General features: G+C 74.9%; 24 protein-coding genes. 15 read left to right on the top strand and 9 right to left on the bottom strand.

The window, feature by feature from the left end; translation table 11 throughout:
* Window positions 1-9: 9 nt before the first annotated feature.
* Entirely contained in the window at window positions 10-606 is a 597-nt protein-coding gene (locus ACZ6Z8_RS00120) for a hypothetical protein (RefSeq protein ID WP_465604449.1), read from the bottom strand.
* 252 nt (window positions 607-858) lie between these two features.
* Between ACZ6Z8_RS00120 and ACZ6Z8_RS00115 the strand changes: the two genes are divergently transcribed.
* Window positions 859-1053: a DUF2795 domain-containing protein gene (locus ACZ6Z8_RS00115; RefSeq protein ID WP_465604446.1), complete on the top strand. Its 195-nt coding sequence runs from the start codon at window positions 859-861 to the stop codon at window positions 1051-1053.
* Between the two features lie 435 nt (window positions 1054-1488).
* Window positions 1489-1812, top strand: a complete 324-nt coding sequence (locus ACZ6Z8_RS00110) for a hypothetical protein (RefSeq protein WP_465604443.1) — start codon at window positions 1489-1491, stop codon at window positions 1810-1812.
* Here ACZ6Z8_RS00110 and ACZ6Z8_RS00105 read toward each other — a convergent pair.
* On the bottom strand, window positions 1714-2973 hold the full coding sequence (locus tag ACZ6Z8_RS00105; protein ID WP_465604440.1) for an AI-2E family transporter: 1260 nt from the start codon (window positions 2971-2973) through the stop codon (window positions 1714-1716). The two genes, ACZ6Z8_RS00110 and ACZ6Z8_RS00105, sit on opposite strands and share 99 nt — an antisense overlap.
* Window positions 2974-3138: 165 nt before the next feature.
* Window positions 3139-3342, bottom strand: a complete 204-nt coding sequence (locus ACZ6Z8_RS00100; RefSeq protein ID WP_465604438.1) for a hypothetical protein — start codon at window positions 3340-3342, stop codon at window positions 3139-3141.
* Between the two features lie 181 nt (window positions 3343-3523).
* Here ACZ6Z8_RS00100 and ACZ6Z8_RS00095 point away from each other — a divergent pair, with 181 nt between their 5' ends.
* The 9 genes from ACZ6Z8_RS00095 (at window position 3524) to ACZ6Z8_RS00055 (ending at window position 13558) form a co-directional block, all read left to right on the top strand.
* Complete coding sequence (locus ACZ6Z8_RS00095) at window positions 3524-3949, top strand: STAS domain-containing protein (protein WP_465604435.1); 426 nt, start codon at window positions 3524-3526, stop codon at window positions 3947-3949.
* An 11-nt stretch (window positions 3950-3960) separates the two neighbouring features.
* The gene (locus tag ACZ6Z8_RS00090) at window positions 3961-4422 is read left to right on the top strand and encodes an ATP-binding protein (RefSeq protein ID WP_465604432.1); all 462 of its coding nucleotides are present in this window, start codon (window positions 3961-3963) and stop codon (window positions 4420-4422) included.
* Window positions 4423-4584: 162 nt separating this feature from the next.
* Window positions 4585-5472, top strand: a complete 888-nt coding sequence (locus ACZ6Z8_RS00085) for a SigB/SigF/SigG family RNA polymerase sigma factor (RefSeq protein ID WP_465604430.1) — start codon at window positions 4585-4587, stop codon at window positions 5470-5472.
* A gap of 88 nt (window positions 5473-5560) precedes the next feature.
* On the top strand, window positions 5561-5941 hold the full coding sequence (locus ACZ6Z8_RS00080; protein ID WP_465604427.1) for an STAS domain-containing protein: 381 nt from the start codon (window positions 5561-5563) through the stop codon (window positions 5939-5941).
* Between the two features lie 63 nt (window positions 5942-6004).
* Complete coding sequence (locus ACZ6Z8_RS00075; RefSeq protein WP_465604424.1) at window positions 6005-6376, top strand: hypothetical protein; 372 nt, start codon at window positions 6005-6007, stop codon at window positions 6374-6376.
* 130 nt (window positions 6377-6506) lie between these two features.
* Window positions 6507-10046: a HAMP domain-containing protein gene (locus tag ACZ6Z8_RS00070; RefSeq protein ID WP_465604421.1), complete on the top strand. Its 3540-nt coding sequence runs from the start codon at window positions 6507-6509 to the stop codon at window positions 10044-10046.
* Window positions 10043-12466, top strand: coding sequence for a SpoIIE family protein phosphatase (locus ACZ6Z8_RS00065; protein WP_465604418.1), 2424 nt, complete (start codon window positions 10043-10045; stop codon window positions 12464-12466). Before ACZ6Z8_RS00070 ends, ACZ6Z8_RS00065 begins: the two co-directional genes overlap by 4 nt.
* 114 nt (window positions 12467-12580) lie before the next feature.
* Entirely contained in the window at window positions 12581-13000 is a 420-nt protein-coding gene (locus tag ACZ6Z8_RS00060) for a hypothetical protein (RefSeq protein ID WP_465604415.1), read from the top strand.
* A gap of 192 nt (window positions 13001-13192) precedes the next feature.
* Window positions 13193-13558 (top strand): ATP-binding protein, encoded by a 366-nt coding sequence (locus ACZ6Z8_RS00055; RefSeq protein WP_465604413.1) that lies wholly within the window; start codon window positions 13193-13195, stop codon window positions 13556-13558.
* A gap of 24 nt (window positions 13559-13582) precedes the next feature.
* Here ACZ6Z8_RS00055 and ACZ6Z8_RS00050 read toward each other — a convergent pair whose 3' ends face one another.
* Together ACZ6Z8_RS00050 and ACZ6Z8_RS00045 are read right to left on the bottom strand one after the other, a co-directional pair.
* Complete coding sequence (locus ACZ6Z8_RS00050; RefSeq protein ID WP_465604411.1) at window positions 13583-14254, bottom strand: response regulator; 672 nt, start codon at window positions 14252-14254, stop codon at window positions 13583-13585.
* Window positions 14242-15396, bottom strand: a complete 1155-nt coding sequence (locus tag ACZ6Z8_RS00045) for a sensor histidine kinase (protein ID WP_465604408.1) — start codon at window positions 15394-15396, stop codon at window positions 14242-14244. The genes ACZ6Z8_RS00050 and ACZ6Z8_RS00045 overlap by 13 nt, the downstream gene beginning before the upstream one ends.
* A gap of 113 nt (window positions 15397-15509) precedes the next feature.
* Here ACZ6Z8_RS00045 and ACZ6Z8_RS00040 point away from each other — a divergent pair, with 113 nt between their 5' ends.
* Window positions 15510-16736 (top strand): serine hydrolase domain-containing protein, encoded by a 1227-nt coding sequence (locus ACZ6Z8_RS00040; RefSeq protein WP_465604405.1) that lies wholly within the window; start codon window positions 15510-15512, stop codon window positions 16734-16736.
* A gap of 194 nt (window positions 16737-16930) precedes the next feature.
* Here ACZ6Z8_RS00040 and ACZ6Z8_RS00035 read toward each other — a convergent pair whose 3' ends face one another.
* Complete coding sequence (locus ACZ6Z8_RS00035; protein WP_465604402.1) at window positions 16931-17710, bottom strand: SDR family oxidoreductase; 780 nt, start codon at window positions 17708-17710, stop codon at window positions 16931-16933.
* Between the two features lie 270 nt (window positions 17711-17980).
* Between ACZ6Z8_RS00035 and ACZ6Z8_RS00030 the strand changes: the two genes are divergently transcribed.
* A complete protein-coding gene (locus ACZ6Z8_RS00030; RefSeq protein ID WP_465604400.1) occupies window positions 17981-20044 on the top strand; it encodes a sensor histidine kinase in 2064 nt (687 codons plus the stop codon).
* A 34-nt stretch (window positions 20045-20078) separates the two neighbouring features.
* On the opposite strand, the gene ACZ6Z8_RS00025 is transcribed toward ACZ6Z8_RS00030, so the two are convergent.
* The 3 genes from ACZ6Z8_RS00025 to ACZ6Z8_RS00015 form a co-directional block, all read right to left on the bottom strand.
* Window positions 20079-20264 carry a hypothetical protein gene (locus ACZ6Z8_RS00025; RefSeq protein ID WP_465604398.1) on the bottom strand — a complete coding sequence of 62 codons (186 nt, stop codon included), beginning with the start codon at window positions 20262-20264 and terminating at the stop codon, window positions 20079-20081.
* A 112-nt stretch (window positions 20265-20376) separates the two neighbouring features.
* Window positions 20377-20865, bottom strand: a complete 489-nt coding sequence (locus ACZ6Z8_RS00020) for a DUF5946 family protein (protein ID WP_465604395.1) — start codon at window positions 20863-20865, stop codon at window positions 20377-20379.
* A complete protein-coding gene (locus tag ACZ6Z8_RS00015) occupies window positions 20862-21350 on the bottom strand; it encodes a GNAT family N-acetyltransferase (RefSeq protein WP_465604392.1) in 489 nt (162 codons plus the stop codon). Before ACZ6Z8_RS00015 ends, ACZ6Z8_RS00020 begins: the two co-directional genes overlap by 4 nt.
* A 190-nt stretch (window positions 21351-21540) precedes the next feature.
* Here ACZ6Z8_RS00015 and ACZ6Z8_RS00010 point away from each other — a divergent pair, with 190 nt between their 5' ends.
* Together ACZ6Z8_RS00010 and ACZ6Z8_RS00005 are read left to right on the top strand one after the other, a co-directional pair.
* The gene (locus ACZ6Z8_RS00010) at window positions 21541-22497 is read left to right on the top strand and encodes an ABC transporter ATP-binding protein (protein WP_465604389.1); all 957 of its coding nucleotides are present in this window, start codon (window positions 21541-21543) and stop codon (window positions 22495-22497) included.
* Window positions 22494-23345 (top strand): ABC transporter permease, encoded by an 852-nt coding sequence (locus tag ACZ6Z8_RS00005; protein WP_465604386.1) that lies wholly within the window; start codon window positions 22494-22496, stop codon window positions 23343-23345. The genes ACZ6Z8_RS00010 and ACZ6Z8_RS00005 overlap by 4 nt, the downstream gene beginning before the upstream one ends.
* The last annotated feature ends 160 nt before the right edge of the window (window positions 23346-23505 follow it).

Genomic DNA, 23505 nt, shown 5'->3' with positions numbered 1-23505 from the left:
GGCTCCCCCTCAGGCCCCGGCGTGTGCGAACAGCGCGGCGTGGCGGGCGACCGCGGCGGCGTGGTCGGCGCACTGCTGGTAGCAGCAGGCGAGCAGCACCAGGTCGGCGGCGTCCACCGGGTCGGTGGCACCGTCGTGCAGCAGCAGCTCGTACAGCAGGCGCTGGCGCCGGGCGACCTCCGGCAGCTCGGTGAGCACATGGGTGACGCCCTCGGGCGCGCCGGACTCCAGGGCGTCGGCCGCCCGTGAGAGCAGGTCCAGCGCCGCCCCGGCGATCCCGCGCAGCGGGGCCAGCAGCCGGTCGCCGTACGGCTCCCGCTCCTGCCGTGCCCAGGCCGCCCCGAGCAGGCGCTGCGCCAGTTGCCCGAGTGCCTCCGCCTCGCACCCGACGTGGATGCCGACGACGACCCCGGGGCGGCCGTCGAGCGCCGTGGCGGCGTCCTCCTCGATCCGGGCGCGCAGCTCGGCCAGGGCCTTCTCGGCGGTCGCGATCGCGTCGTGGTCGGCGGCCGGGTCGGTCAGCACGGCGGTGACGCCGCGCAGGCCGGTGTCCGCCAGCCGGACGAGGCCGGCCAGCTCGCCGACCAGAGCGCGGTAACCGGACATCCTGATCACCTCCCGCTCCCCCGACCAGTGTCTCCCCGCCGCCCCGCCGCCGCCCCGGCGGGCGGCGGCGCGGCGGCCACGCCACCGGGTGAGCGCGGCGGCCGGCGTGAACACGTACGGCTCAGCGGTCGTCGCGTACGGGTGCGGACGCGCCGGGAGGGGCGCACGGTGGGCCGTAGTACGAGGAGCTCTCAGGTCACGCACACCCGCGAACCCGGGCTCCATGACCACACCACCGAAGGAGACGGCCGAATGAGCCGGATCAACCCGATCGATGTCCAGAGGGCCCTGAAGGGCGCCCACTACCCCGCCGACCGCGACGAACTCGTCGAGCGCGCCCGTACGAACGGGGCCGACGAGAACCTCGTGGGCCAGATCTCCGATCTCGATCGGGACAGCTTCGAGGGCCCCGACGAGGTCGAGCACGCGCTCTTCCGCCGGAGCTGACCAGGCGCGGTGGCCGGAGGCCCGGGGACGCCCCCGGGCCTCCGGCTCGCGTTCCTAGCCGTAGAGCCGCGCGCCGTACCCCGGTCCGTAGTACTGCTCCAGGGCACCACGATCGTCGTCCCGGAGCGCCCCGGGAACCGGCGTACCGACGGCTTCCGGAACGTTCTGACCAACCCCCATGTCGGCCTGCTGTACGTGATCCCCGGGCGTTCGTCCGTGTCCATGGACGGGTCCTCGACGCCGGCCCAGCTGACCGGCGCGGCGACCGGGGCACCCGGCAGGGCCCGTGGGCGGCCGTCGTGTCCTCCGATCGGGTGCGGTTCCGACGCGGCGCGGGTACCCCCGGTCGCCGGTTCCCGCCCCACCGGTTTCCGGCCGCCCCGGAGGTTACGGGCACCGCCCGGCCGGGCAACCGCCTGGTGGGAGGTGGCGCGGATGGACGGGCCGGGGCTCTCCGGGCGCGAACTGCGGATCCTCACGGAGATCGAGAACCACCTGCAGGTGGACCGCCACCTGGACCGTGCCCTGCGCACCATGCGGCACGGCCCCCGCTGGCTGGCGGGCTGGCTGCTGCGTCAGGCCGCCCGGGTGCCGGTCTTCGTGTTCTCGGTGCTCGGGGGGCTCTCCGCGGCCCTGCTGCTGATCAGTGTCACCGCCCACTCAGCCGCCGTGCTCACGGGTTTCTCCCTGGTCTGGGCGTCGTCGATCACGCTGGGTGCGGTGCGGGTGGTCGCCCACCGCCGGGGCATCGCGCCGTGACCCCGGCCGTCCGCCCGGTCCCTCCGGCGGGGCGTGGTCCCGCAGCTCGCTGATCACCGCCCAGGCCACCGACACCACCGGCACGGCGACCAGCGCGCCCAGCACCCCGGCCAGCACGGCGCCGCCGATCACCGACAGGGCCACCGCCACCGGGTGGATGCGCACCGACCAGCCCAGCACCAGCGGGTGCAGCAGGTGCCCCTCGATCTGGCCGATGATCACGATCAGCGCGAGCACCAGCAGCGCCACCACCGGCCCGCGCGCGGCCAGCGCGACCAACGCGGCGACCGCCAGGGCGATCGGGGAGCCGATCAGCGGCACCAGCGCCGCGACGAACTCCAGCACCATCAGCGGCAGCACCAGCGGCACCCGCAGGACGGCCAGGGCGATGCCGACCAGGATCGCGTTGGTCGCCGCCACGATCAGCACCCCGCGGGTGTAGCCGGCGAAGGTGTGCCACGCGACCCGCCCGGCCCGGCCCCAGACCGGTCGGGCCCGGGCCGGGAGCTGGCGCTGCGCCCAGGTCCACATCCGGTCGCCGGAGTGCAGGAAGAACACCGAGCAGAACACCGCCAGGGCCAGCCCGGTGGCCATCTCGACCACCGTGCCGGCCCCGCTGAGCGCGGTGGTCAGCAGGGCCGAGCGGTGCGCCGAGAGGAACGTCCCGATCTTCGCCCGAAGGTCCGTGACGGTGCCGGGCCGGAGGTGGAAGGGGGCGCGGGTGAGCCAGTGGTCGATCCGGCCGAGGCCGCCGCGCAGCTCGTTGCCGAGCCCGTTCCACTCGTCGGCGACGTTCGTCCCGACCAGCGCCAGGACCCCGCCGACGAGCGCGATCGCGCACACGAAGGCCAGCAGCACGGCGAGCGAGCGGGGCATCACCCGGGCGAGCAGGTCGACCAGCGGGCGCAGCACGGAGGTGATCACCAGGGCCAGGAACAGCGCGATGACCGGCATCTGGAGCTGTCCGAGGACACTGACCACCAGGTACGCGGCCACGGCGAGCAGACCCAGCCGCCAGGCGTACCCCGCGGCGGTGCGCAACCCGGCCGGGACGCGCTCCGGGGGCGCCGCCGGACGGGCCCGGCGCAGCGCCACCCGGGGCGGCCGGCTGCCGAGCGGCCGGGGGCGCCGGGCGGGCCGTCCCGGGCCGTTCACGCCCACCGGCCGGCTCCACGGCGCGGACCGGGCCGGACGGGCAGCGCGAGCCGGACGGGCAACGCGAGCCGGACGGGCAGCTCGAACCGCACCGGCCGGACGGGCCGGTACGGCTGCGGGTCTCGGCGGGGCGTGCTCACGGGACGGCTTCCGGGGCTGGCCACGGCCGGCTCAGTCGGGGGTCTCGTGCGGCTCCGGCTCGTGGGCCGGTGCGATCGGCGCGGACTCCTGCCCGGCCTCCGGACGGGGCAGCCCCTCCTCGGGCTCCGGCCGCGGTCCGTCGTGGTCCGTCCGCGACCCGGGCGTCCCGACCGGGACGGGCGGGTCCTTGGGCACGGGCTTGTCGTGCTCGCGGGTCGGGTCCTGGTCGCTCACGGCGCTCGCCTCCCGGGTGGAAGTCCTGTTCCCAGCGTCTCTCCGGCTCGGGAACTCGTACACCTCGGCGGGGCGGTGGTCCTGACCTCCGGCCCCGACGGCCGTCCGAGCGGTTCGGCGCGTCGCGCGGCATGATGGTCGGGACGGCACCCCGCCGTTCCGAGCGGACCGGGAGGGCACGATGCCAGGGCCAACCGAGGTCCCCAGCGAGGGGGAGAACCAGAGCGGGAGTCTGCACGTCGTGGTGGACGACCGGGCCTCGGTGCGGGTCGTCACGGTCGCCGGGGAGCTGGACCACGACTCGGCGCACGTGCTGCGCGACGCGCTGACACGGCCGTTGCACGACGGCGTCCGGCGGATCGTGGTCGACCTCGCGGAGCTGCGGTTCTGCGACTCCACCGGCCTGAACATCCTGCTGCGTGCCCGGCTCGACGCGGACGCGGCCGGGCGGACCCTCGAAGTCGCGCGGCCCCGGCCGATCGTGGCCCGGCTGTTCGAGGTCACCGGCACCGACACCCTGCTGCGGGTCCGGCTCGAACCGGACGCGGAACCCGGCCCCCCGGCGACGGAGGCCGCCACGGACGCCCCGGCTCCCGACGCGGAGTGAGGTGGGCCGTCGTGAGCCCGCCGGGGAGCGACGGACCGCCGGAGTCCGGGCGGACCAGGCGGCTCCTGTTCGCGGGCAGCGAGGGCGCGGTGCGGCGCAGCCGTGAGTTCAGCCGGGCGGCGCTGTGGTCCTGGGGCTGGTTGCCCACCCTGGACGAGGAACGGCTGGCGGTGACGGAGGACGTCCTGCTGATGATCTCGGAGCTGGTCACCAACGCCTGCCTCCATGCGCCGGGCGGCCCGCGGGAGCTGCGTCTGGACTGGGACGGCGTGCGCCTGCGGGTGGAGGTCGCGGACGCCAGTCCGGTGGAGCCCCGGCTGCACCGGTACGCGGATCCGGGCCGGCCGGGCGGGCACGGCCTGCGGGTGGTGGACCGGCTCGCCCGGGCCTGGGGGTCGGCGCCCGAGGGCGCGGGCAAGCTGGTCTGGCTGGAGGTGCCGTCCCCGCTGGACCACCGCGCCCGCGGCCTCTGACACCGCCCCGCCTCTGACACCGCCACGCCCCTGACACCGTCCTGCCTCATCACCGGAAGCCCATGAACGGGCGAATCGCACGAGAGCCGCGTCGACCCCGGAATACCGGGTAGGAGCGCCGTGCAGCGGCCGCGGGTTCGCGGCCCTGCCGGGAGAACCACCATGTCCGGCATTCTGGAGAACGCGCCCCCGGCGCCGTCCGATCCGCCCCCGCGCCCGACCGAGGCCGAGCTACGCGCGATGGGGAAGACCGAGGCGCGGGAAATCAGCGACGCGCTGTTCGAGCGGCTGTCGGGGCTGGCGCGGGAGAGCGCGGCCTACAGCTACGTGCGCGGCACGATCATCGAGCTGAACATGCCACTGGTGCGGTTCATCGCGGCCCGCTTCCGGCACCGGGCCGAGGACATGGACGACATCCTCCAGGCGGGCACGATCGGCCTGATCAAGGCCGTCGACGGCTACGACCCGCACCGCGGCGTCGAGTTCATCACCTACGCCGTCCCCACGATCACGGGGGAGGTCAAGCGGTTCTTCCGGGACACCTCGTGGCCGGTGCGCGTCCCGCGCAGCATGCAGGAGCTGTACCTGACGGTGGCCCGTGGCTCGGACCGGCTGGAGCAGCGGCTCGGCCGTCCACCCCAGCCGGAGGAGATCGCCGAGGACCTCCACCTGAGCGTCGCGCAGGCCACCGAGGGCCTGGTCGCGGGCCGGGTCTACCGCCCCAGCTCACTGGACGCGCTGCGCGAGCAGGACTCCGACGAGAGCGGCAGCGCGATGCTGGACCGGCTCGGCGGCTGCGACCCCGGGATCGAACTCGCCGACTTCCGCACCGCCGTGCGCCCCCTGCTCGCCGAACTCCCCGAGCGGGAGCAGACGGTGCTCAAACTGCGCTTCTGGGACGGCTGCACCCAGTCGGAGATCGCCGCGCGGATCGGCGTCTCCCAGATGCACGTCTCCCGTCTGCTGAGCGCCACCCTGGGCCGGCTGCGGGAGCAACTGGAGGACCACGGCGCCCCCGGCTGGGCCGACGAACCGGCCGAATGCGGCTGAACTGTCCGGCCACTCGGCGTTTCCCCGCCCCCGCAGCGGTTAGTCGCGCTGCGGGGGTCGTCGCGGGAAGGCACGGAGGAGGAGCAGGATGGCGCGCCGCCAGCCGAAGGGCCCGGGCCTGACGTCCGACCGCATCAGCGCACCTGGAGTGTTCACCGCGCAGGCCACGCCGTGGGCCCAGGGCACGGTGGTCGCCCTGTACGGCGAACTCGACCTGGACTCGGTCGCCGAGCTGAACGAGGTGCTCCAGCCGGCCCTGGCCGAGCCCGCGACCGTCATCGTGATCGACTGCGCCGGCCTGGAGTTCTGCGACTCGACCGGCCTCAACGCCCTGCTGCGCGCCCAGGCCCGCGCGGTCGGCCACGGCAGCCGGATCGAACTGGCCCGCCCCCGGCCGCTGGTCCTGCGGATGCTCGAACTCACCGGTGCTGTCGACGCCTTCCGGGTGCGGGACACCGTTCCCGGCTGACCGTGCCGCCGATGGCGGAGGAGGATCGGGGAAGGGAGTCGACGGGGTCGAAGGGAGTCGGAGATGGCCGGGCTGCTGATCGACGGTGACGACCTGGTCGTCCGCCTGGCGTGGTGGGAGCGGATCGTGGCCCGCCGCAGGGAGGTGCGGGTGCCGCTGGAGGCCGTCACGGCGGTCGAGGTGCAGCCGGACCGTTGGCGGGCGCTGCGCGGCGTCCGGGAGAGCGGAGTGGCCGTTCCCGGCGCGCTCTGCCTGGGCGTGTGGCGGCACAAGGACGGACGGGACTTCGTCGCCCTGCGCGGCCACCGGCACGCCGTGCTGTGCGTGGGCCTGCGCCCGCCGGCGCCGTTCGCGGGGCTCGCCGTGGAGACGGACGACCCGGTGCGGACCGCCGCCGAGCTGCGGGCGGTCCGTGGGCCCGCCGCCCCCGTCTGAGCGGCCGCCGTGGTGGCCGAGGCTGCCGCCCCCGGGCTTCTGGTGGCAGAGTGGGAGCAGGGCGGTGGCCCGCCGCCCCGGGCCGGGGTGCCCTGCAGGCGCCCGGTCGTGCGATCCGGACGGTGGACGGATGGACGAGCACCCTGAGAACGGGCTTGCCGAACAGTCGCTGCGGCAGCTGCTCGCCGGGCTCACGGCCGTCCGTGACGGCGACTTCCGCACCCGGCTGGACCCGGACCGGCCGGGGGACCTGGGGGAGATCGCCACGGTCTTCAACGGGATGTCCGAGCAGCTGTCCCGGGTGACCTCCGAGGTGACCAGGGTCGCCCGCGAGGTCGGTACGGAGGGCCGGCTCGGCGGGCAGGCCCAGGTGCCGGACGCGACCGGGACGTGGCTGGACCTCACCGAATCGGTCAACGCGATGGCGGGCAACCTGACCGGCCAGGTCCGGGGGATCGCCCGGGTGGCCACCGCGGTGGCTGGGGGCGACCTCACCCAGAAGATCCGGGTGGACGCGCGCGGCGAGATCCTGGACCTCAAGGAGACCCTCAACACGATGGTCGACCAGCTGTCCGCCTTCGCCGACGAGGTCACCCGGGTGGCCAGGGAGGTCGGCACGGCCGGGAACCTGGGCGGACAGGCGACCGTCCGGGGCGTCTCGGGCACCTGGAAGGACCTCACCGACAACGTCAACGTGATGGCCTCCAACCTCACCGGCCAGGTCCGTTCGATGTCCGAGGTGGCGACCGCCGTGGCACGCGGGGACCTCTCCAAGAAGATCACCGTGGAGGCCAAGGGCGAGGTCGCGGCGCTCGCGGCCGCCATCAACACCATGGTGGACACCCTCTCGGTGTTCGCCGACGAGGTGACCAGGGTCGCCCGCGAGGTGGGCACCGAGGGCATCCTGGGCGGCCAGGCCCGGGTGCCGAACGTCGCCGGGACGTGGAAGGACCTCACCGACAGCGTCAACTTCATGGCGCACAACCTGACCAGCCAGGTGCGCAACATCGCCCAGGTGACCACGGCCGTCGCGGAGGGCGACCTCACCCGCAAGATCGACGTCGACGCGCGCGGGGAGATCCTGGAGCTGAAGACGACCGTCAACACCATGGTGGAGCAGCTGAGCTCCTTCGCCGCCGAGGTGACCAGGGTGGCCCGCGAGGTGGGCACCGAGGGCAGGCTCGGTGGCCAGGCCGAGGTCGAGGGGGTGTCCGGCACCTGGAAGCGGCTGACCGAGAACGTCAACGAGCTGGCCGGCAATCTCACCCGGCAGGTCCGGGCGATCGCCGAGGTCACCAGCGCCGTCGCGGCCGGCGACCTCACCCGCTCGGTCAGCGTGGACGCCTCCGGCGAGGTCGCCGACCTCAAGGACAACATCAACGCCATGGTCGAGTCGCTGCGCGAGACCATCCAGGCCAACCAGGAACAGGACTGGCTCAAGACCAACCTGGCCCGCTTCTCCTCCGCCATCCAGGGCCGCCGGGGCATCCAGGCCGTCGCCGACATGATCACCGAGGAGCTGACACCGCTGGTCGACGCCCAGTACGGGGCCTTCTTCCTGGCCGAGGAGACCGACGGCGGCACCGAGCTGGTCCGGATCAGCGCCTATGGCCGGGCGGCGGACGAACTCTCCGACCAGCGAGTCAAGTTGGGAGAATCCCTGGTAGGCCAGGCGGCACGCAGCCGGCGGATCATCGCGGTCGACGAGCTCCCGCCCGGCTACGCCGTCATCGCCTCCGGCGCCGGAGGCTGCGACGCCCGCTCGCTCGTCCTGCTGCCCATCGCGCTGGAGGAATGGCTCCTCGGCGTCCTGGAGTTCGCCTCCGTGCACTCCTTCACCGAGGTGCACCGCGACTTCCTGGCCCAGTTCGCCGAGGCCTGCGGCGTCAACATCGGGACCCTGCTGGCCAACGCGCGCACCGACGAACTGCTCGGCGAGTCCCAGCGGCTCACCGCCGAACTGCAGGCCAGATCCGAGGAGTTGCAGAACGGTCAGGAGGAACTCAGGCGCTCCAATGTCGAGTTGGAGGAACAGGCGGCCCTGCTCGCCGAGCGCAACCGCGACATCGAGGCGAAGAACCTGGAGATCGAGCAGGCCCGACAGGAACTGGAGGAACGCGCCCGGCAGTTGAGCCTGACCTCGATGTACAAGTCCGAGTTCCTGGCCAACATGAGCCACGAGCTGCGCACCCCACTGAACAGCCTGCTGATCCTCGCCCAGCTGCTCGCCCAGAACGCCACCGGCAACCTCACCCCCAAGCAGGTCGAGTACGCGGGCGTCATCCACTCCGCCGGCGCCGACCTGCTCCAGCTCATCAACGACATCCTCGACCTCTCCAAGGTCGAGGCCGGAAAGATGGAGCTGACCCCCGAACCCTTCGCCGTGCGCGAGCTGCTGGAGTACGTCGAGTCCAGCTTCGAGCCCCTCGCCGACCAGAGGGGCCTGACCTTCTCCGTCGCCGTCGACCGGTCCGTCCCGGACGAACTCGTCACCGACCAGGCACGGCTGCGCCAGGTGCTGCGCAACCTCCTCTCCAACGCGATCAAGTTCACCGACGACGGCCGGGTGGAACTGCGGATCCAACGCGTCGAGGGCCCGGAACTGCCGCTCGAACTCGGCCGGGTGGGGGCGGCGGTGGCCTTCCACGTCGAGGACACCGGCATCGGCATCGAACCCGACCAGCTGGACACCATCTTCGGCGCCTTCCAGCAGGCGGACGGCACCACCAGCCGCCGGTACGGCGGCACCGGCCTCGGGCTGTCGATCAGCCGGGAACTCGCCCGGCTGCTCGGCGGCGTCCTCACCGTCACCTCCACCGCGGGGGAGGGCAGCCGCTTCACCTTCTACCTGCCGATCGCCTCGTCCGAGCGGCGCGCCGCCGATCCGGGCGGCGAGCCCGGCGTGCTGGTGGTCGAACCCGAGTCGCCCGGCCTGCTCACCCTGCTCACCCGCGCCGCCGTGGAGTCCCTGGGCGCCGCGGACCCGCAGGTGCGGATCGACAGCGCCCAGGACGAACCGGGGCTGCGCGCCGCCCTCGCCAGCGGGTCGCACCGCTGCGTGGTGCTCGACCTCGCCCACTCCGGCGAACTCGCGCCCGTCCTGCTCGACGCGCTCGGCGACGGCACGGCCGTCCTCGGCTACCAGGGCGACGGCGCGACCGCCCCGGTCGCGGTAGGCGGACTGGAACTCACCCACGGACTGGACGACCTGCGCGAACGCGTGATCCAGCGGCTCGGCGGACGCCACCCGGCCGACCCCGGCCCGGCCGCCGCCGCGGCCGCCGACGAGCGGCTCGCCGGGCGGACCGTCCTGATCGTCGACGACGACGTGCGCAACGTCTTCGCCCTGGCCGCCGTCCTGGAGGAGAGCGGGCTGACGGTGCTGCACGCCACCGACGGCAGGACCGGACTCGACCTGCTGCGCGATCACCCCGAGACCGACCTCGTGCTGATGGACGTCATGATGCCCGGCCTCGACGGCTACGCCGCGATCGCCGCCATCCGCGCCGACGAGCGCTTCGCCCGGCTGCCGGTCATCGCCGTCAGCGCGAAGGCCATGCCCGGCGACAAGGGCAAGAGCCTCGACGCCGGCGCCGACGACCACGTCACCAAACCCGTCGACACCACCCGGTTGATCGACCGGATGCACCGCTGGCTGGACGCGCCATGACCGCCCGGCCCGAGCATGACGACGACAGCACGGCCCGGGCACTCGCCGGGACGGTCCGCCGGCTGCAGGACGCGGCGGTCCGGCTGCGGGCCGAGGCCCGGACCCGCAGCGTCGTCGACCTGGCCACCGGCATCCTGTCCGAGCGCCTCGGGGTCCTTCCGGCGGAGGCGGCCGCCCATCTGATCCGGCTGGCCCGCGAGTCCGGGGTCACGGTGGCGGCGCTGGCCGCGGACGTCGTGGGGCTGCCGACGGCCGCAGCCGGGGCGGCCGGGGAGCCGGCGGCGGCGGGTGACTCGGCAATAGCGGGTGACTCGGCAACGGCAGGGGAGACGGCAGCGGCAGCGGAGGAGGACCCGTCGGCGGGAGCGACGGACTGGTGGCAGGTGTCCGAGGCGGCGGAGGCGCCGTCCGGCGCAGCGCAAGGTGGGCCCGCCGTGGGGCTCGCGACCGCCGCGCCGCCCGTCGTCCCCGCCCTCGCCGCCGAGCCCGACCTGCAGCGGGCCGCCGGAGCCGTCCTGGAGCAGCTCGCGGTCTCGCTCGACGCCCGCGCCCTGGCCGTCTGGCAGCGCCTGCCGGGCGGCGGCCTCTGCCTCGCCGCGCACAGCGGACTCGCCGAGGCCGAGGCCGAGGCCTGGATCCGGGTCCCGCCCGGTGTCGCCACCCCGGCCCAGCAGGTCGTCGGCGGCGCGGCGGAGCTGTGGCCCGATGGTCCGGCCGCCGCCGGTCCGTCCGTCGGACCCGGATCGGCCCGGGCCGTCCTGCCACTGCTGGACGCGGGCCGGCGCCGGGGCGCGCTGGAGGTGCTCTGGCCCGAGCCGGGCCCGTCCCTCGGCCCGGCCCAGCGCCGGCAGCTGCGGGCCCTCGCCGAGCTCTGCACGACCCTCCTCGGCCCGGTCGGCCAACCGCCGACGCCCGAGGACCAGGACATCCTGCTGGAGGGCCTGCTCACGCCCGCGCTGCTGCTGGAGCCCCAGCTCAGGGGTGGTCAGCTGGTCGACTTCGCCATCCGGCGGGTCAACGCGCAGTTCCGCGACCCGCTCGGCCGCCCCCGCGGCGCGCTGGAGGGCGCCTCGTTCCTGGAGGCCTACCCCGTCGCCGGCGCGAGTGGACTCTTCGAACGGCTGCTCAGAGTGCACCGGACGGGCATCCCGCTGACCGCCGAGAACTTCCGGCTGGTGCTCCGGGACGGGCCGTTCGCGGTGCCCGCCACCGTACGGCTCGCCGTCGCCCCGCTCGGGGGGCGGCTGCTGGTCGGCTGGGACGCGGCGACCGGGCCGTCCGGCGACGACGAACAGGCGGCGCTGCTGAACCAGGCCCAGCGGCTCGCCCGGGTCGCCGGGTTCGTGGAGGACGCCGACCACCGCAGGATCCGCTGGAGCGACGGCCTGCGGCAGCTCTTCGGCCTGCCCTCCGGAGCACCGCCCGTCCCGCTGGTCCAGCTCGCCGGGCACGTCCACCCGGACGACGAACCCGCCGTGCGCCGCCTGGTCGACACCGTCCGGCACCGGCGGCGCGCCTCCTCCGCGGTGTTCCGGCTGGCCCGCCCCGGCGGCGCCTACCACTACACCCGGGTCATCGCCGAACCCGTGCTCGACGACGACGGCCGGCTCGTCGCGGTGCGCGGCGCCTACCACGACGTCTCCGCCCAGCACCGCACCGAGGTCGCCCTCGGCGCCACCCGGGCACGGCTGGCCGACAGCGAGCAGGAGTCCGCCGAACGCGCCCAGCTCGCCCTGCGGCTCCAGCAGGCCATCCTGCCCGCCGAGCCCCCGCTCGACGTGACCGGCCTGCGGGCGGCCGTGCGCTACCGCCCCGCCGCCAAGCGCGACCGGGTCGGCGGCGACTGGTACGACGTGCTGCCGCTGCCCGACAAGCGCGTCCTGCTCGCCGTCGGGGACGTCGCCGGGCACGGCGTCGGCGCCGCCACCGGCATGGTCGCGCTGCGCCACGCGCTGCGCGGACTGGCCGTCACCGGGGCGGGCCCGGCCCAGCTGCTGGAGTGGGCCAACACCGTGGCCCTGCGGGAACCCGGGCAGGTCACCGCCACCGCCGTGTGCGTGCTGCTCGACCCGGCCGGCGGCGAACTGCGCTGGGCGCGGGCCGGACACCTGCCCCCGATCCGGCTGAGCGGCGACGGCGCGCACCTGCTGCCGCTGCCGCACGGGGTGCTGCTCGGGGCCATGGAGGAGGCCCGGTACGAGGAGTACAGCGCGTACCTGTCCACCGGGGACGTCCTGCTGCTCTACACCGACGGCCTGGTCGAACGGCGGGACCGGCCGGTGGAGGACTCCGTCGACCAGCTGATCCGTACGGCCGGGGCGCCGGGCCCGGACCTGGAGCACTACCTGGACCGGCTGCTCGACCTCAGCCCCGCCGACACCGACGACGACACCTGCCTGATCGCCGTCAGGGTCGAGTAGGGCGCGCGTACCCGCGCCCGGCCGGTGCGCCGGGAACGTTACGGACCGGGACCGTCGGGTAGGCGCGGCCTGGAACGGGGGGTGGTCGACACCGGGACGGAAGGGGAAATCCCCATGCTGCTGCTAGGACTTCTGCTGATGGCGGCCTCCGGCGCCTTCATCGGGCTGCTGATCGCCGACAACCTCGCCGGCGGGCCGGAGTACCAGGTGACCGTCCTGGGCAACGACCTCGTGAGGCTGAACAGCCTCGCGATCTTCCTCGCCGGCGTCGCCCTCGCCCTGCTTTTCTGCCTGGGCCTGGCCATGATGGGGCTGGCCCGGCGCGCCGCCCGGCGTGCCACCGCGCGTCCGGTGGCGGCCGGCGGGTACCGCGGCGGCACCCGCCGTGTGGTGGAGCCGGACGCGCCGCCGGAGACGCTCGACGAGCCGGGCCGGACGGCACCCATGACACGTGAGGAAGGCGCCGACGAACAGGGCGGCCGCGCCGCCGGGGTCCCGCGGGAACCGCGACGGCGGCACCTCTTCGGGCACTGACGCCGTCGGGCACTGACGCCTTCGGGCACTGACGCCTTCGGCACCGGTCGGCGCACCGGAGCCACGGAAGGCCGGCGGACGGACGACAGGGTATGACCGGGGGCACCGGACGGAGGAGGGAGGTGCGGTCGGATGGGCGGAGCCCGGGTTCCCGCACGCGCGCGCTCCTCCCCGTGGCCGTGGGCGCGCCGAATGCTGCTGTCCGCCCGTCCGGGGGCGGTCGCCGAGGCGCGCTCCTGCACCGCGGGGTTCCTGGCCGACGTCGGCGACCCCTGGGTGGTCGCCGACGCCGTCCTGCTGGTGTCCGAGCTGGTCGGCAACGCCATCCGGCACACCGGCGCCCCGGGCTCGCTGCTCCTGGTGCGCTGCCCGGGACTGCTGCGGATCGAGGTCAGCGACGCCAGCCGCCGCCCGCCGCTGCCCAAGGCGCCGTACGGCCCGAGCGAGAGCGGTGGCCTCGGGCTGTTCCTGCTGAGCCGCCTCGCCCTCCGCTGGGGATGGCGCCCGGCGGGCCCGGGCAAGGCCGTCTGGTGCGAGCTGCGGATCCCCGACGGCTGACGCGCCGCCCGCCCGCTCCTCCGGTCACCTGCCCCGACCGGCCCCGTCCGCCCGGTGGCGGCTGAGGTAGGTCAGGACCGCGAGGACCCTGCGGTGGCCGCTGTCGGCCGGGGAGAGACCGAGCTTGGCGAAGATGTTGCCGATGTGCTTGTGGACCGCGTTGTCGGTGATGACGAGCCGGGCCGCGATCGTGGTGTTGTCCGCCCCCTCGGCCATCAGGGCGAGCACTTCGCGCTCGCGCGGGGTCAGGGCGGCGATCGGGTCGTGGGCACTTCGGGTGAGGAGCTGTCCGATCACCTCGGGGTCCATGACGGTACCGCCGTCGGCGACCCGCCGCAGCGCGTCGACGAACTCGCCCACCCGGCCCACCCGGTCCTTGAGGAGGTAGCCGACGCCGCCGCGCCCGTCGGAGATCAGCTCCCCGGCGTACTGCTGCTCGACGTACTGGGAGAGGACCAGCACGGGCAGGCCCGGGTGCCGGCGGCGGGCCCGGATGGCGGCGTGGATGCCCTCGTCGCGGAAGGTGGGCGGCAGCCGTACGTCGACGATCGTGACGTCCGGCCGGTGTTCGGCGACGGCGGCGAGGAAGCCGGAGGAGTCCTGGGTGACGGCGGCGACGTAGCAGCCCTTGGCGGCGAGGAGGAGTTCCAGTCCGCTGGAGAGCAGGACGTTGTCCTCGGCGATCACGACGCGCACGGCAGGCTCACCCCGATCGTGGTCGGGCCGCCGCCGGGGCTGTGGACACGGACGGTGCCGTCCAGGGCCAGGACCCGGTGGCGGATGCCGGCGATGCCGGTTCCGCGGGTCTCGTCGGCACCGCCGATGCCGTCGTCGGTGACGTCCATCGACAGCCGGTCGCCGTCGCGGGCGACCCTCACGGTGGTCCGCGTCGCCCGGCTGTGCTTGGCGGCGTTGGTGAGCGCCTCGGCGATCGTGAAGTACGCCACGGCCTCGACCGCCGCCGGAACCGTGCCGAGCTCGCCGATGTCGAGGGTGGTGTCGACAGCGGATCCGGCCGCGAGCGCGGCCAGCGCACCGGCGAGGCCGCGGTCGGCGAGGACCGGTGGGTAGATCGTCCGGATCACCGCGCGGAGTTCCACCATGGCCGCCTCGGTGGTCTCGTGGGCCTCCGCCAGGAGGCGGGCCACCGTCCCGGGGTCCTCGCCCAGGAGTTCCCGGGCCACGCCCAGCCGCATCGCGACGGCCACCAGCCGGGCCTGGGTGCCGTCGTGCAGGTCGCGTTCGATCCGGCGCAGTTCGGCGCCGTGCGCGGTCATGGCACCGGCCCGGGTCTCGGTCAGCGTGTCCACCCGCCGGGCCAGGCTCTCGGCGGCCGAGGGGGACAGCAGGGTCACGCAGAGCCGGGCGTGCAGCCGTGCCAGCACGGGGGCCAGCCAGTGGGTCAGGGCCGCGAGCACGACCGCCTGCGCCGTTCCCAGGGTCAGCGCCGTGCCCCACCCGGTCAGGGGAACACCGGCGGCGAAGCCGCCCGCGCGGGTCCCGGCGGGCAGTGCCCACCACAGCGGCACCGTGACGGCCGTGGTGACGGCGTTGCCCGCGCACAGCAGCACGACGAGCCCGAACAGCAGGCCCGTCACGGTGCAGGCGCCCAGCCACCCGAGGACGCGCCACGCACCGACCCGGACGGGCCCGGAGGGCGGCGCGAGCAGCAGTCGGTCGGCGCGGCGGCGGTGCCGGGACGCCCAGGCGCGGGACGCCGCCGGAACGGCGAGCACGGGCAGCGCGGGCAGGGTGAGCACGGCGGTGCACAGGCTTCCCAGGAGATAGCCCAGAGCCCGCCACGTCGGCCAAGGCCCGCGGGCCCCATGGAGGTTCATCCGCACAAGTCTGGTCCATGGCGACCGGGCCCGGCACTACAGCCCACTACCCCCTTTTCCCACCGGCGGGCGGTACCGACCACCCACCCCGACCGGACCTAGCGTCAACGCCCATGACGACCACACCGATTGCCCCGGCGCGACGCCGCGGCCGCGCCGTCCGCCGGAACCTGGCAGTGGCCGCGCTCCTGGCCGCGGTCATGGCCACCAACCTGCCCGGCGCGACGGCCGCCGGGCCGCACGACGACCGGAGCCGACCCCGCCGCGACGCCGACGCGATCACCGCCCTCGGCGTGACGGGCGTACAGGCCCGCCTGGTCACCCCGGACGGCCGGACCGTGACCGCCACCAGCGGAGTCGCCGACCTGACGACCCGGCGGCCGGTCCCCGCGGACGGCCACTTCCGGATCGCCAGCGTCACCAAGGCGTTCGTGGCCACCGTGATCCTGCAACTCGTCGGCGAGGGACGGCTCTCCCCGGAAGACCCGGTCGAACGATGGCTGCCCGGTGCGGTGTCCGGAAACGGCAACGACGGCAGGGCGATCACCGTTCGCCAACTGCTCCAGCACACCAGCGGCATCCACGACGACTACCCGGACCACACCTCGGCGGAGGACTTCCGGCAGCACCGGTACGACACCTCCACCCCGGAGCAGACCGTCGCCCGGGCGATGAGCCACCGGCCGGACTTCGAGCCCGACGAGGAGTGGCGGTACAGCAACACCGGCTACGTCCTGCTCGGCATGATCATCGAGCGGGTCACCGGGCACCCCTGGCACGAGGAGGTGCGGGACCGGATCGTCCGCCCGCTCGGCCTCGACCACACCTCCTGGCCGGGCACCTCACCCACGCTGCCCCGGCCGCACGCCCACACCTACCAGGCCTTCCGGGCCGACGAGCCGCTCGTGGACGTCACCGAGCAGGTCGGCCCCGGCATCAACGGAGAGGCCGGGCTCGTCTCCACCACCGCCGACCTCGACCGGTTCTTCCGCGCTCTGCTCGGCGGCCGGCTCCTGTCGACGGCGCAACTGGCCCGGATGAAGGAGACCCGGGCGGCCACCCAGTTCGACCCGCTCATGCCCGGCGTCACCGACGGCCTGGGGCTCTTCTCCCGTCCGCTGACCTGCGGCGGCGCCTACTGGGGCCACGAGGGCGGTGACGCCGGCTGGATCACCGCCGCCGCCGTCACCGCCGACGGCCGGCGCAGCGTCACCGTCTCCCTCTCCGGTGTCCGCGCCGACAGCGACGACGACGTCCGCCGAGTGGAACAGGCCGAGAGCAACCTGGTCGACGACGCCCTGTGCGGCGCGACCACCGACCCCGGCCGGAGCCAGGGTTGAGGCTTCCCGGAGACCGGGCACCTGACCTGGCCGAGGTCGATGGTGAGGGGGAGACGGTGCCGTTGGCCCGGGGGCCGGGGTGAGGGTGGAGACGGTGCCGTGAGCCCGGGGCCGGGTGACCGGCCCGGAGGTGATGACCACGGGGGCCTGGTCTCCCGGCGCCTCCCGAGCGGGCGACGGCGACCCCCGGCCGGTTACGCCGGGGGGATCGGGCCGAGGTAGGTGCCGCCGGAGGCGTCGATGGCCTGGCCGGTCACCCAGCGGCCCTGGGGGCCCGCGAGGAAGGCCACCACGTCGGCGACGTCGTCGGGCCGGCCGATCCGGCCCAGGGCGGTGATCGACTCCAGGCCGGCCGTCGCCTCCGGCACGCCCGTCCAGGCCGAGGTCATGTCGGTGAGGATCACGCCGGGGTTGACGGTGTTCACGGTGATGCCGCGCCGGCCGAGGTCGTTGGCGAGCGGTGCGGCGAGGGCGGCCAGCGCCGTCTTGCTGACGCTGTAGCCGATCTGGACCGGCGAGCCGATCCGGGTGGCCGCCGAGGCCATGTTCACGATCCGCCCGCCGTCCCGCAGCAGCGGCAGTGCCCGCTGGATCACGAAGACCGGTGTGCGGACGTTGATCGCCATCAGCCGGTCGAACTCCTCCTCGGTCATCTGCCCGATCGCACCGGCCAGGTGGATGCCCGCGTTGTTGACCAGGATGTCCAGGCCGTCCTCACCGTGCTCGGCCAGCCCGGCGGTGAGGCCCCCGAAGAGGTGGTCCAGCGCCTCGCCCTCGCCGAACCGGGCCCGCACCGCGAACGCCCGCCCGCCGGCCTTGGCGATCAGTTCCACGGTCTCCGCGGCCGCCTCCGCGTTGCCGCCGTAGTGCACCGCCACCAGCGCCCCGTCGGCGGCGAGCCGCAGTGCGACCGCCCTCCCGATCCCGCGCGAGCCGCCGGTCACCAGTGCCGTCCTGCCGTCCAGTTCGCCCATGCTCGCCGCCCCCTCCTGTCGCACCGGCCCGGTCCGGGGCCGGTTCCGGGTCGTCACGGCCCGACGCCGGACAACCCCTCATACATGCCCGGAGTCCGCGCACTGATGCCGGGCGAGGGCCCCGTCCCCGGCCGGCCGCTCCGGTGACGCTCGGTCACCGTCGTCGGACCGTCCGCCCATCACTCCGGGGGCCGCTGCCTCATGCGCCCGGGACAGTGGGTGGATCAGACTGCTGGCATGCGGCGGGTCGCGTGCGAGGAGAGGACGGTCATGAGTGCGGAGAGCGCGCGGAGCGTCCGGTGGCGGCCCCGGCCGGGGCAGGCGGACCGGCAGCTGGCGACGGCGGGCCTGTGGGCGATCGTCTGCCTGGCGATCGGCGGCCTGTGGGCGGCGTACGTGCTGAGCCATCTGGGCGCCCCCGGCCTCGCCCAACCCACCCGCCAGCTCGCGGTCCTGGGCTTCGGACTCGCCGCCGTGGCGGGAGGGGTGCTGCTGTACGCCCACCGCCCGGGCGTCCAGCTGGGCCGGGTGCTGCTGACGTACGGGACGGCCGTGATCGTTCCGCGTGCGGTCGAGGCCCTGATCTGGGTCGAGGTCAGCGCGCCGTGGGCCGTCGCGGCCGCGGTGCTGCTCACCGCGGCCGGATACACGATCAGCGGCACCCTGTGGCACGCGCTGCCGCTGTGGTTGCCGTACGGCACCCTGCCCACCGGGCGGTGGTGGTTCGCCATCGGCGCGATGGGCCTGTGGATGCTGCCCGAGACCTGCTACTACGTCTACCAGCCGACCGTCTTCGGCCGGCCGAACCCGCTCGCCGACAGCGCCCCCGCCGACTGGCTGCGGCACTTCAACGCGACGCTGCACATCACCCAGCTGAGCGTGTTCGTCGCCGCCACCCTCCTGGTGGTGCTCGTCCCGCTCGCCCGCATCCGTGGCGCGTCGCGGCAGCGCCGGCAGAGCGTGCTGGTCGCCCTCGCCGTCTACCTGCTCTGGGCCGGCGCCGAGGCCGGCTACTACTTCGCCGACCAGAGCCTGCCCTCCTACGCGGCCTACGCCGCCGCCTCCGCGCTGTGGACGGTGACCCTGGCCGCCGTGGTGGTGCGCGACGGCTCCTGGCGGCTGGACCGCTCGGCCCGCCGGGTGCTCGTCGGCCTGCTGGTCGCCACCGGACTGGCGGTCGCCTTCGTCCTGCTGGCCGGGCTGCTGTCCACCATGCTGCTGCCCGGCCACCGGCTGGGGGCGCTGTGCGTGGTGGCCGGCGTCTTCCTGCTGGCCAGCGGGCTGCCGCACGGCGTGCGCCGGGCCTCGGCCATCGTCGACCGCTGGTACTACGGCTCGCGCGCGCAGCCGTACCAGGTGCTGCGCAGCCTGGCGGTGCGGGTCAGCCAGACGGTCGACCCGCAGGACGTGCCGGCCGTGCTGTGCCGGACGGTCGGTGACGAACTGCGGCTCCCCGGGGTGGCGCTGACCGTCTCCACCCGCAGCGGCGAGCGTCGGCTCGCCGCCGTCGGGGAGCACCTGGGCACCGGCGAGGGCTTCGCCCTGGTCCACCGCGGCAGCGAGATCGGGCGGCTCACAGTCGCCCTGCGCCCCGGGCAGCGCGCGCTCGACGACAGCGACCGCGACATCCTGCGCTCGCTCGCCGACCAGGCCGCACCCGCCGTCGCCTCGCTCCAGCTGATGGAGGACCTCCGGGCCAGCCGCGAACAGATCGTCGCGACCCGCGAGGAAGAGCGCCGGCAGCTGCGCCGCGACATCCACGACGGGCTCGGCCCGATGCTGGCCGGACTGCGGCTGCGGCTGCAGGGAGCCGCCGCCGTGGACGACCCGGCGCGCTTCGCGGGCGCCCTGGAGGACGTCGCCGACGACCTCGCCTCAGCCGTCCGCGAGGTCCGGCGGATCACCGACCGGCTCGGGCCGACCGCACTCGGCGACTACGGGCTGACGCGGGCGCTGCGCCGCCTCGCCGACACCTTCAGCGGCGTGGAGCTCGCCGTCACGGCCCGGCTGACACCGGATCCGCTGCCCGACCTGCCCGCCGCGGTCGAGGTCGCCGTCTACCGGATCACCGCGGAGGCGCTCAACAACGTGCTGCGCCACGCCCGGGCGAGCAGCGCCACGGTGACCGTCCGGGTGGACCGAACCCTGCTGGAGCTCACCGTCGAGGACGACGGGCAGGGCCCGGGCCGCGGCGACGCCGGGCACCCGGGGATGGGGCTGCGGTCGATGAGCGAGCGGGCGGCGGAGATCGGCGGCAGCTGCACCGTCGACCCCGTCGGGAGCCTCGGCGGCACCCGGGTGCACGCGGTGCTGCCGCGCAACCCGGCGAGCTGAACCCGCCCGGGAGCGGGGGCTTCATGGCCCGGGGTCAGTGGCAGTTCGGCGGATTGGGGCACTTCCGACGGGGCTTGGCCGGCTTCGGCTCCTCGGCGGCCGGGCCGGTCGCGGCCGGCGCCCTGCGGGCCCGGACGGCGCAGGCGATCACGCTCGCGAAGACGATGACCGCGGCGGCACCGGCGGCGACGGCCACCGGGTTGGCCGATCTGGCGCTCATGGTGTCCTCCAGGGGGGTGGCGGCGCAGGCCGGTCGACCCGCCCTTCCATGGCACCGCCGCGCCCGCCCCATGCGCATGGGACCACGGTCCCGTCCCGGTCCCGGGCGCCGACTACGCGCTGTGCGGGCCCCACGCCTCCAGCGTCGCCGCCGCCCAGTCCCGCACCCGCTCGGGGAACCCCGCGGCCGGGAAGGCCCCGCCCTGCGCGACCTGCTCGATGGTGACGGCGAACCCACCCCGCGGCGCCTCCCGCCCCGTCGGGACCGCCCTACGCCGGGAAACCGCGCCCGTCGCGGCCCGGTCCGGCGCGGCCCGGCTCGCCGCGGCCCCGCCCGTCACCCGGTGCGAGTTCGCCGCGCGGGCCCGCCCGGTCAGCCGCTCCACCGCAGACGGCCCGCCGTCGAGGTACGCCCGCAGCAGGCCCCGCGCGGCCGTCCCGCCGTCGCCGGGCAGCCGGCCGGGGTGCTGCAGCAGGAAGCAGGACACCGACACCCCGTGCAGCGGCCCCCACGGCTCCGCCCGCGAGTGGTCCAGCGCCAGCAGCCCGTGGAACAGCTCCTCGCACCCCCGCGCACCGCACTCCCCGCAGGGGCCCGTCACTGCCGTACCTCCTTGCTCATGTACATCGACGACACGCCGTAGCCGCAGCGTCGGTACAGGGCGATGGCGGCCTCGTTCCCCCCGAACACGTTCAGGGCGAGCGCCGTCATGCCCTCCCGGGCGACGAGCCGCTCCGCGGCGGCCAGGACGGCGGCGCCGTACCCCTGACGGCGGAACGCCGGGTGGACGTGCAGGTGGTACAGCCAGGCGGAGCGGGAGGTGCCGGTCCCGTCGCGCGGGTCCGGGCCGATCCAGGCGGTGCCGACGGCCTCGCCCGCCTCGTTCTCGGCCATCACCAGGTGGTGGCCGGCGGTGGCGAGGCCGTCGGGGAGGAACCTGGCGGTGCCCTGGCGGGCGCGCTCCAAGGCCAGCTCCTCGGGCATGAGTTTGGCGAGTTCGCGCACCGTCTCCGCTTCGCGTGCCTCGGTGGCCGACCGGTACTCGGCCGGGGTCATCTGACGCAGGGTCACTGTCCGCTCATCCATCCCGCCATCCTCGGCCAAGGGGCGGCCGAGGCGAAAGCGCTTTTGCCGCGGGTAGGCCGAGGGCGTGGTACCGCGGTACTACGGACGGCCTGATGATCAGCCCGCAGTGCCACTGATCGGGCGCCGGCCGCCCTTAGCGTGGAAGCGTGGGCGGCCGGGAGGGCCCGGCCCCTGGACGTAAGGGCGAGCGATGATCGAGGCGCACCAGCTGACGAAGCGGTACGGCGAGAAGACCGCCGTGGACGGGCTGGACTTCACGGTCCGGCCCGGAGCGGTGACCGGGTTCCTCGGGCCCAACGGGGCGGGGAAGTCGACCACCATGCGGATGATCGTCGGACTGGACGCGCCCACCAGCGGCTCGGTGCGGGTCAACGGCCGCCGGTACGCCGAGCACGCCGCGCCGCTGCAGGAGGTCGGCGCCCTGCTGGAGGCCAAGTCGATCCACCCCGGCCGTTCGGCCTTCAACCACCTGATGGCCCAGGCCCACACCCACGGCATCCCGCGCCGCCGGGTCGAGGAGGTCATCGAGCTCACCGGCCTCCAGTCGGTGGCCCGCAAGCGCGCCGGGGCGTTCTCGCTCGGCATGGGCCAGCGGCTCGGCATCGCGGCCGCCCTGCTGGGCGACCCCGCCACGGTGATGCTGGACGAGCCGGTCAACGGGCTCGACCCCGAGGGCGTGCTGTGGATCCGCAACCTGCTCACCTCGCTCGCCGCCGAGGGCCGCACGGTCTTCGTCTCCTCGCACCTGATGAGCGAGGTCTCGCTGGTCGCCGACCACCTGATCATCGTCGGGCGCGGCAGGCTGCTGGCCGACACCACCGTGCAGGAGCTGATCCAGCAGGCCGGCGGCGACACCGTCAAGGTGGCCAGCGCCGACCCGGCCCGGCTGCGCTCCCTGCTCGCCGGGCCGGGCGTGGAGATCACCGGCCGCACCGGCTCGGAGGAACTGCTGGTCACCGGACGGACGGCCCGCGAGATCGGCCTCACCGCCGCCGAGCACGGCATCGCCGTGTTCGAGCTGACCCCCCGCACGGTCTCCCTGGAGGAGGCGTTCATGGACCTCACCCGGGACGCCGTCGAGTACCACGGCGCCACGACCACCACCGGGACCACCGGGACCACCGAGACCACGAGGAGCGCGGCATGAGTACGATCGCCCCCAGCCAGCCGTCGTCCACGCCCGCCGAGCTGAGCACCGCCAGACCCGCCTACAAGGTGACGGCCGCCCGCGTGCTGCGCTCGGAGTGGGCCAAGCTGTGGTCGCTGCGCTCCACCTGGATCACCCTCGGCCTGGCACTGCTCTTCCTGGTCGCCTTCGGCCTGATCGCCGCCTTCCAGTTCAAGTCGCGGATCACCTCCGGCCGCCCGATGGACCGGGACTTCGCCGCCCAGAGCACGCTCAGTCTCTCCCTGTTCGGCACCAACTTCGCCCAGCTCGCGCTCGGCGTCCTCGGGGTGCTGGTCGCCGCCGGCGAGTACTCCACCGGCATGATCCGCTCCACCCTGGCCGCCGTGCCGCGCCGCCTGCCGGTGCTGTGGTCCAAGGCCGCCGTGTACGGGCTGATCGCGCTGGTGCTGGGCACCGCCGGGGTGTTCGTCGCCTTCTCGGCCGACACCGGCATCCTCTCCGGCACCAAGGCGGCGATGACCTTCTCCGACGCGGGCGTGGTGCGCGGCCTGTTCGGCGCCGGGCTCTATCTCGGCCTGGTCGGCGTGATCGGTGTCGCCCTCGGCGCGCTGCTGCGCTCGGTGGCCGGCGGCATCGCCGTGCTGGTCGCCTCGCTGATGCTGATCCCCGGGCTGACCTCGCTGCTGCCCACCTCCTGGCAGGACCACATCAGCCCGTACCTGCCCAGCCACGCCGGTGAGGCGATGTTCGCCCTGCAGCACGACTCGACGACGCTGTCGCCGACGGCCGGCCTGCTGGTCTTCCTGGGCTGGACGGTGCTCGCCCTGGCCGGCGCGGCCGTACGGCTGCTGCGCACCGACGCCTGAGCCCCGGGCCCCGGCGAAGGGCCTGGCACACTCGCGGTGGGGGGCCGGGGGGGACCGCGCCCCCCCCCCCCGCGTTGCACGCACACCCCGGGGGGCCCCCCCCGGGTGGCGACCCCGGGGGGGTCGCCGCCGGCGGCCGGGGGGGGCCGGTGGGGGCGGC

The organism is Kitasatospora sp. NPDC101108, assembly GCF_055584725.1.
Note: the sequence above shows the minus strand (reverse complement) of the source record. Positions and strands in the feature narration are given on the sequence as shown.

Excerpts from the sequence above, each read along its gene's own strand:
- ACZ6Z8_RS00055 (WP_465604413.1), top strand. The coding sequence starts at position 13,193 with ATGCTGCTGTCCGCCCGTCCGGGGGCGGTCGCCGAGGCGCGCTCCTGC.
- ACZ6Z8_RS00075 (WP_465604424.1), top strand. The coding sequence starts at position 6,005 with ATGGCCGGGCTGCTGATCGACGGTGACGACCTGGTCGTCCGCCTGGCG.
- ACZ6Z8_RS00110 (WP_465604443.1), top strand. The coding sequence starts at position 1,489 with ATGGACGGGCCGGGGCTCTCCGGGCGCGAACTGCGGATCCTCACGGAG.
- ACZ6Z8_RS00065 (WP_465604418.1), top strand. The coding sequence starts at position 10,043 with ATGACCGCCCGGCCCGAGCATGACGACGACAGCACGGCCCGGGCACTC.
- ACZ6Z8_RS00070 (WP_465604421.1), top strand. The coding sequence starts at position 6,507 with ATGGACGAGCACCCTGAGAACGGGCTTGCCGAACAGTCGCTGCGGCAG.
- ACZ6Z8_RS00030 (WP_465604400.1), top strand. The coding sequence starts at position 17,981 with ATGAGTGCGGAGAGCGCGCGGAGCGTCCGGTGGCGGCCCCGGCCGGGG.
- ACZ6Z8_RS00120 (WP_465604449.1), bottom strand. The coding sequence starts at position 606 with ATGTCCGGTTACCGCGCTCTGGTCGGCGAGCTGGCCGGCCTCGTCCGG.
- ACZ6Z8_RS00040 (WP_465604405.1), top strand. The coding sequence starts at position 15,510 with ATGACGACCACACCGATTGCCCCGGCGCGACGCCGCGGCCGCGCCGTC.
- ACZ6Z8_RS00005 (WP_465604386.1), top strand. The coding sequence starts at position 22,494 with ATGAGTACGATCGCCCCCAGCCAGCCGTCGTCCACGCCCGCCGAGCTG.
- ACZ6Z8_RS00060 (WP_465604415.1), top strand. The coding sequence starts at position 12,581 with ATGCTGCTGCTAGGACTTCTGCTGATGGCGGCCTCCGGCGCCTTCATC.
- ACZ6Z8_RS00045 (WP_465604408.1), bottom strand. The coding sequence starts at position 15,396 with ATGAACCTCCATGGGGCCCGCGGGCCTTGGCCGACGTGGCGGGCTCTG.
- ACZ6Z8_RS00010 (WP_465604389.1), top strand. The coding sequence starts at position 21,541 with ATGATCGAGGCGCACCAGCTGACGAAGCGGTACGGCGAGAAGACCGCC.
- ACZ6Z8_RS00025 (WP_465604398.1), bottom strand. The coding sequence starts at position 20,264 with ATGAGCGCCAGATCGGCCAACCCGGTGGCCGTCGCCGCCGGTGCCGCC.
- ACZ6Z8_RS00085 (WP_465604430.1), top strand. The coding sequence starts at position 4,585 with ATGTCCGGCATTCTGGAGAACGCGCCCCCGGCGCCGTCCGATCCGCCC.
- ACZ6Z8_RS00015 (WP_465604392.1), bottom strand. The coding sequence starts at position 21,350 with ATGGATGAGCGGACAGTGACCCTGCGTCAGATGACCCCGGCCGAGTAC.
- ACZ6Z8_RS00035 (WP_465604402.1), bottom strand. The coding sequence starts at position 17,710 with ATGGGCGAACTGGACGGCAGGACGGCACTGGTGACCGGCGGCTCGCGC.
- ACZ6Z8_RS00115 (WP_465604446.1), top strand. The coding sequence starts at position 859 with ATGAGCCGGATCAACCCGATCGATGTCCAGAGGGCCCTGAAGGGCGCC.
- ACZ6Z8_RS00095 (WP_465604435.1), top strand. The coding sequence starts at position 3,524 with ATGCCAGGGCCAACCGAGGTCCCCAGCGAGGGGGAGAACCAGAGCGGG.
- ACZ6Z8_RS00080 (WP_465604427.1), top strand. The coding sequence starts at position 5,561 with ATGGCGCGCCGCCAGCCGAAGGGCCCGGGCCTGACGTCCGACCGCATC.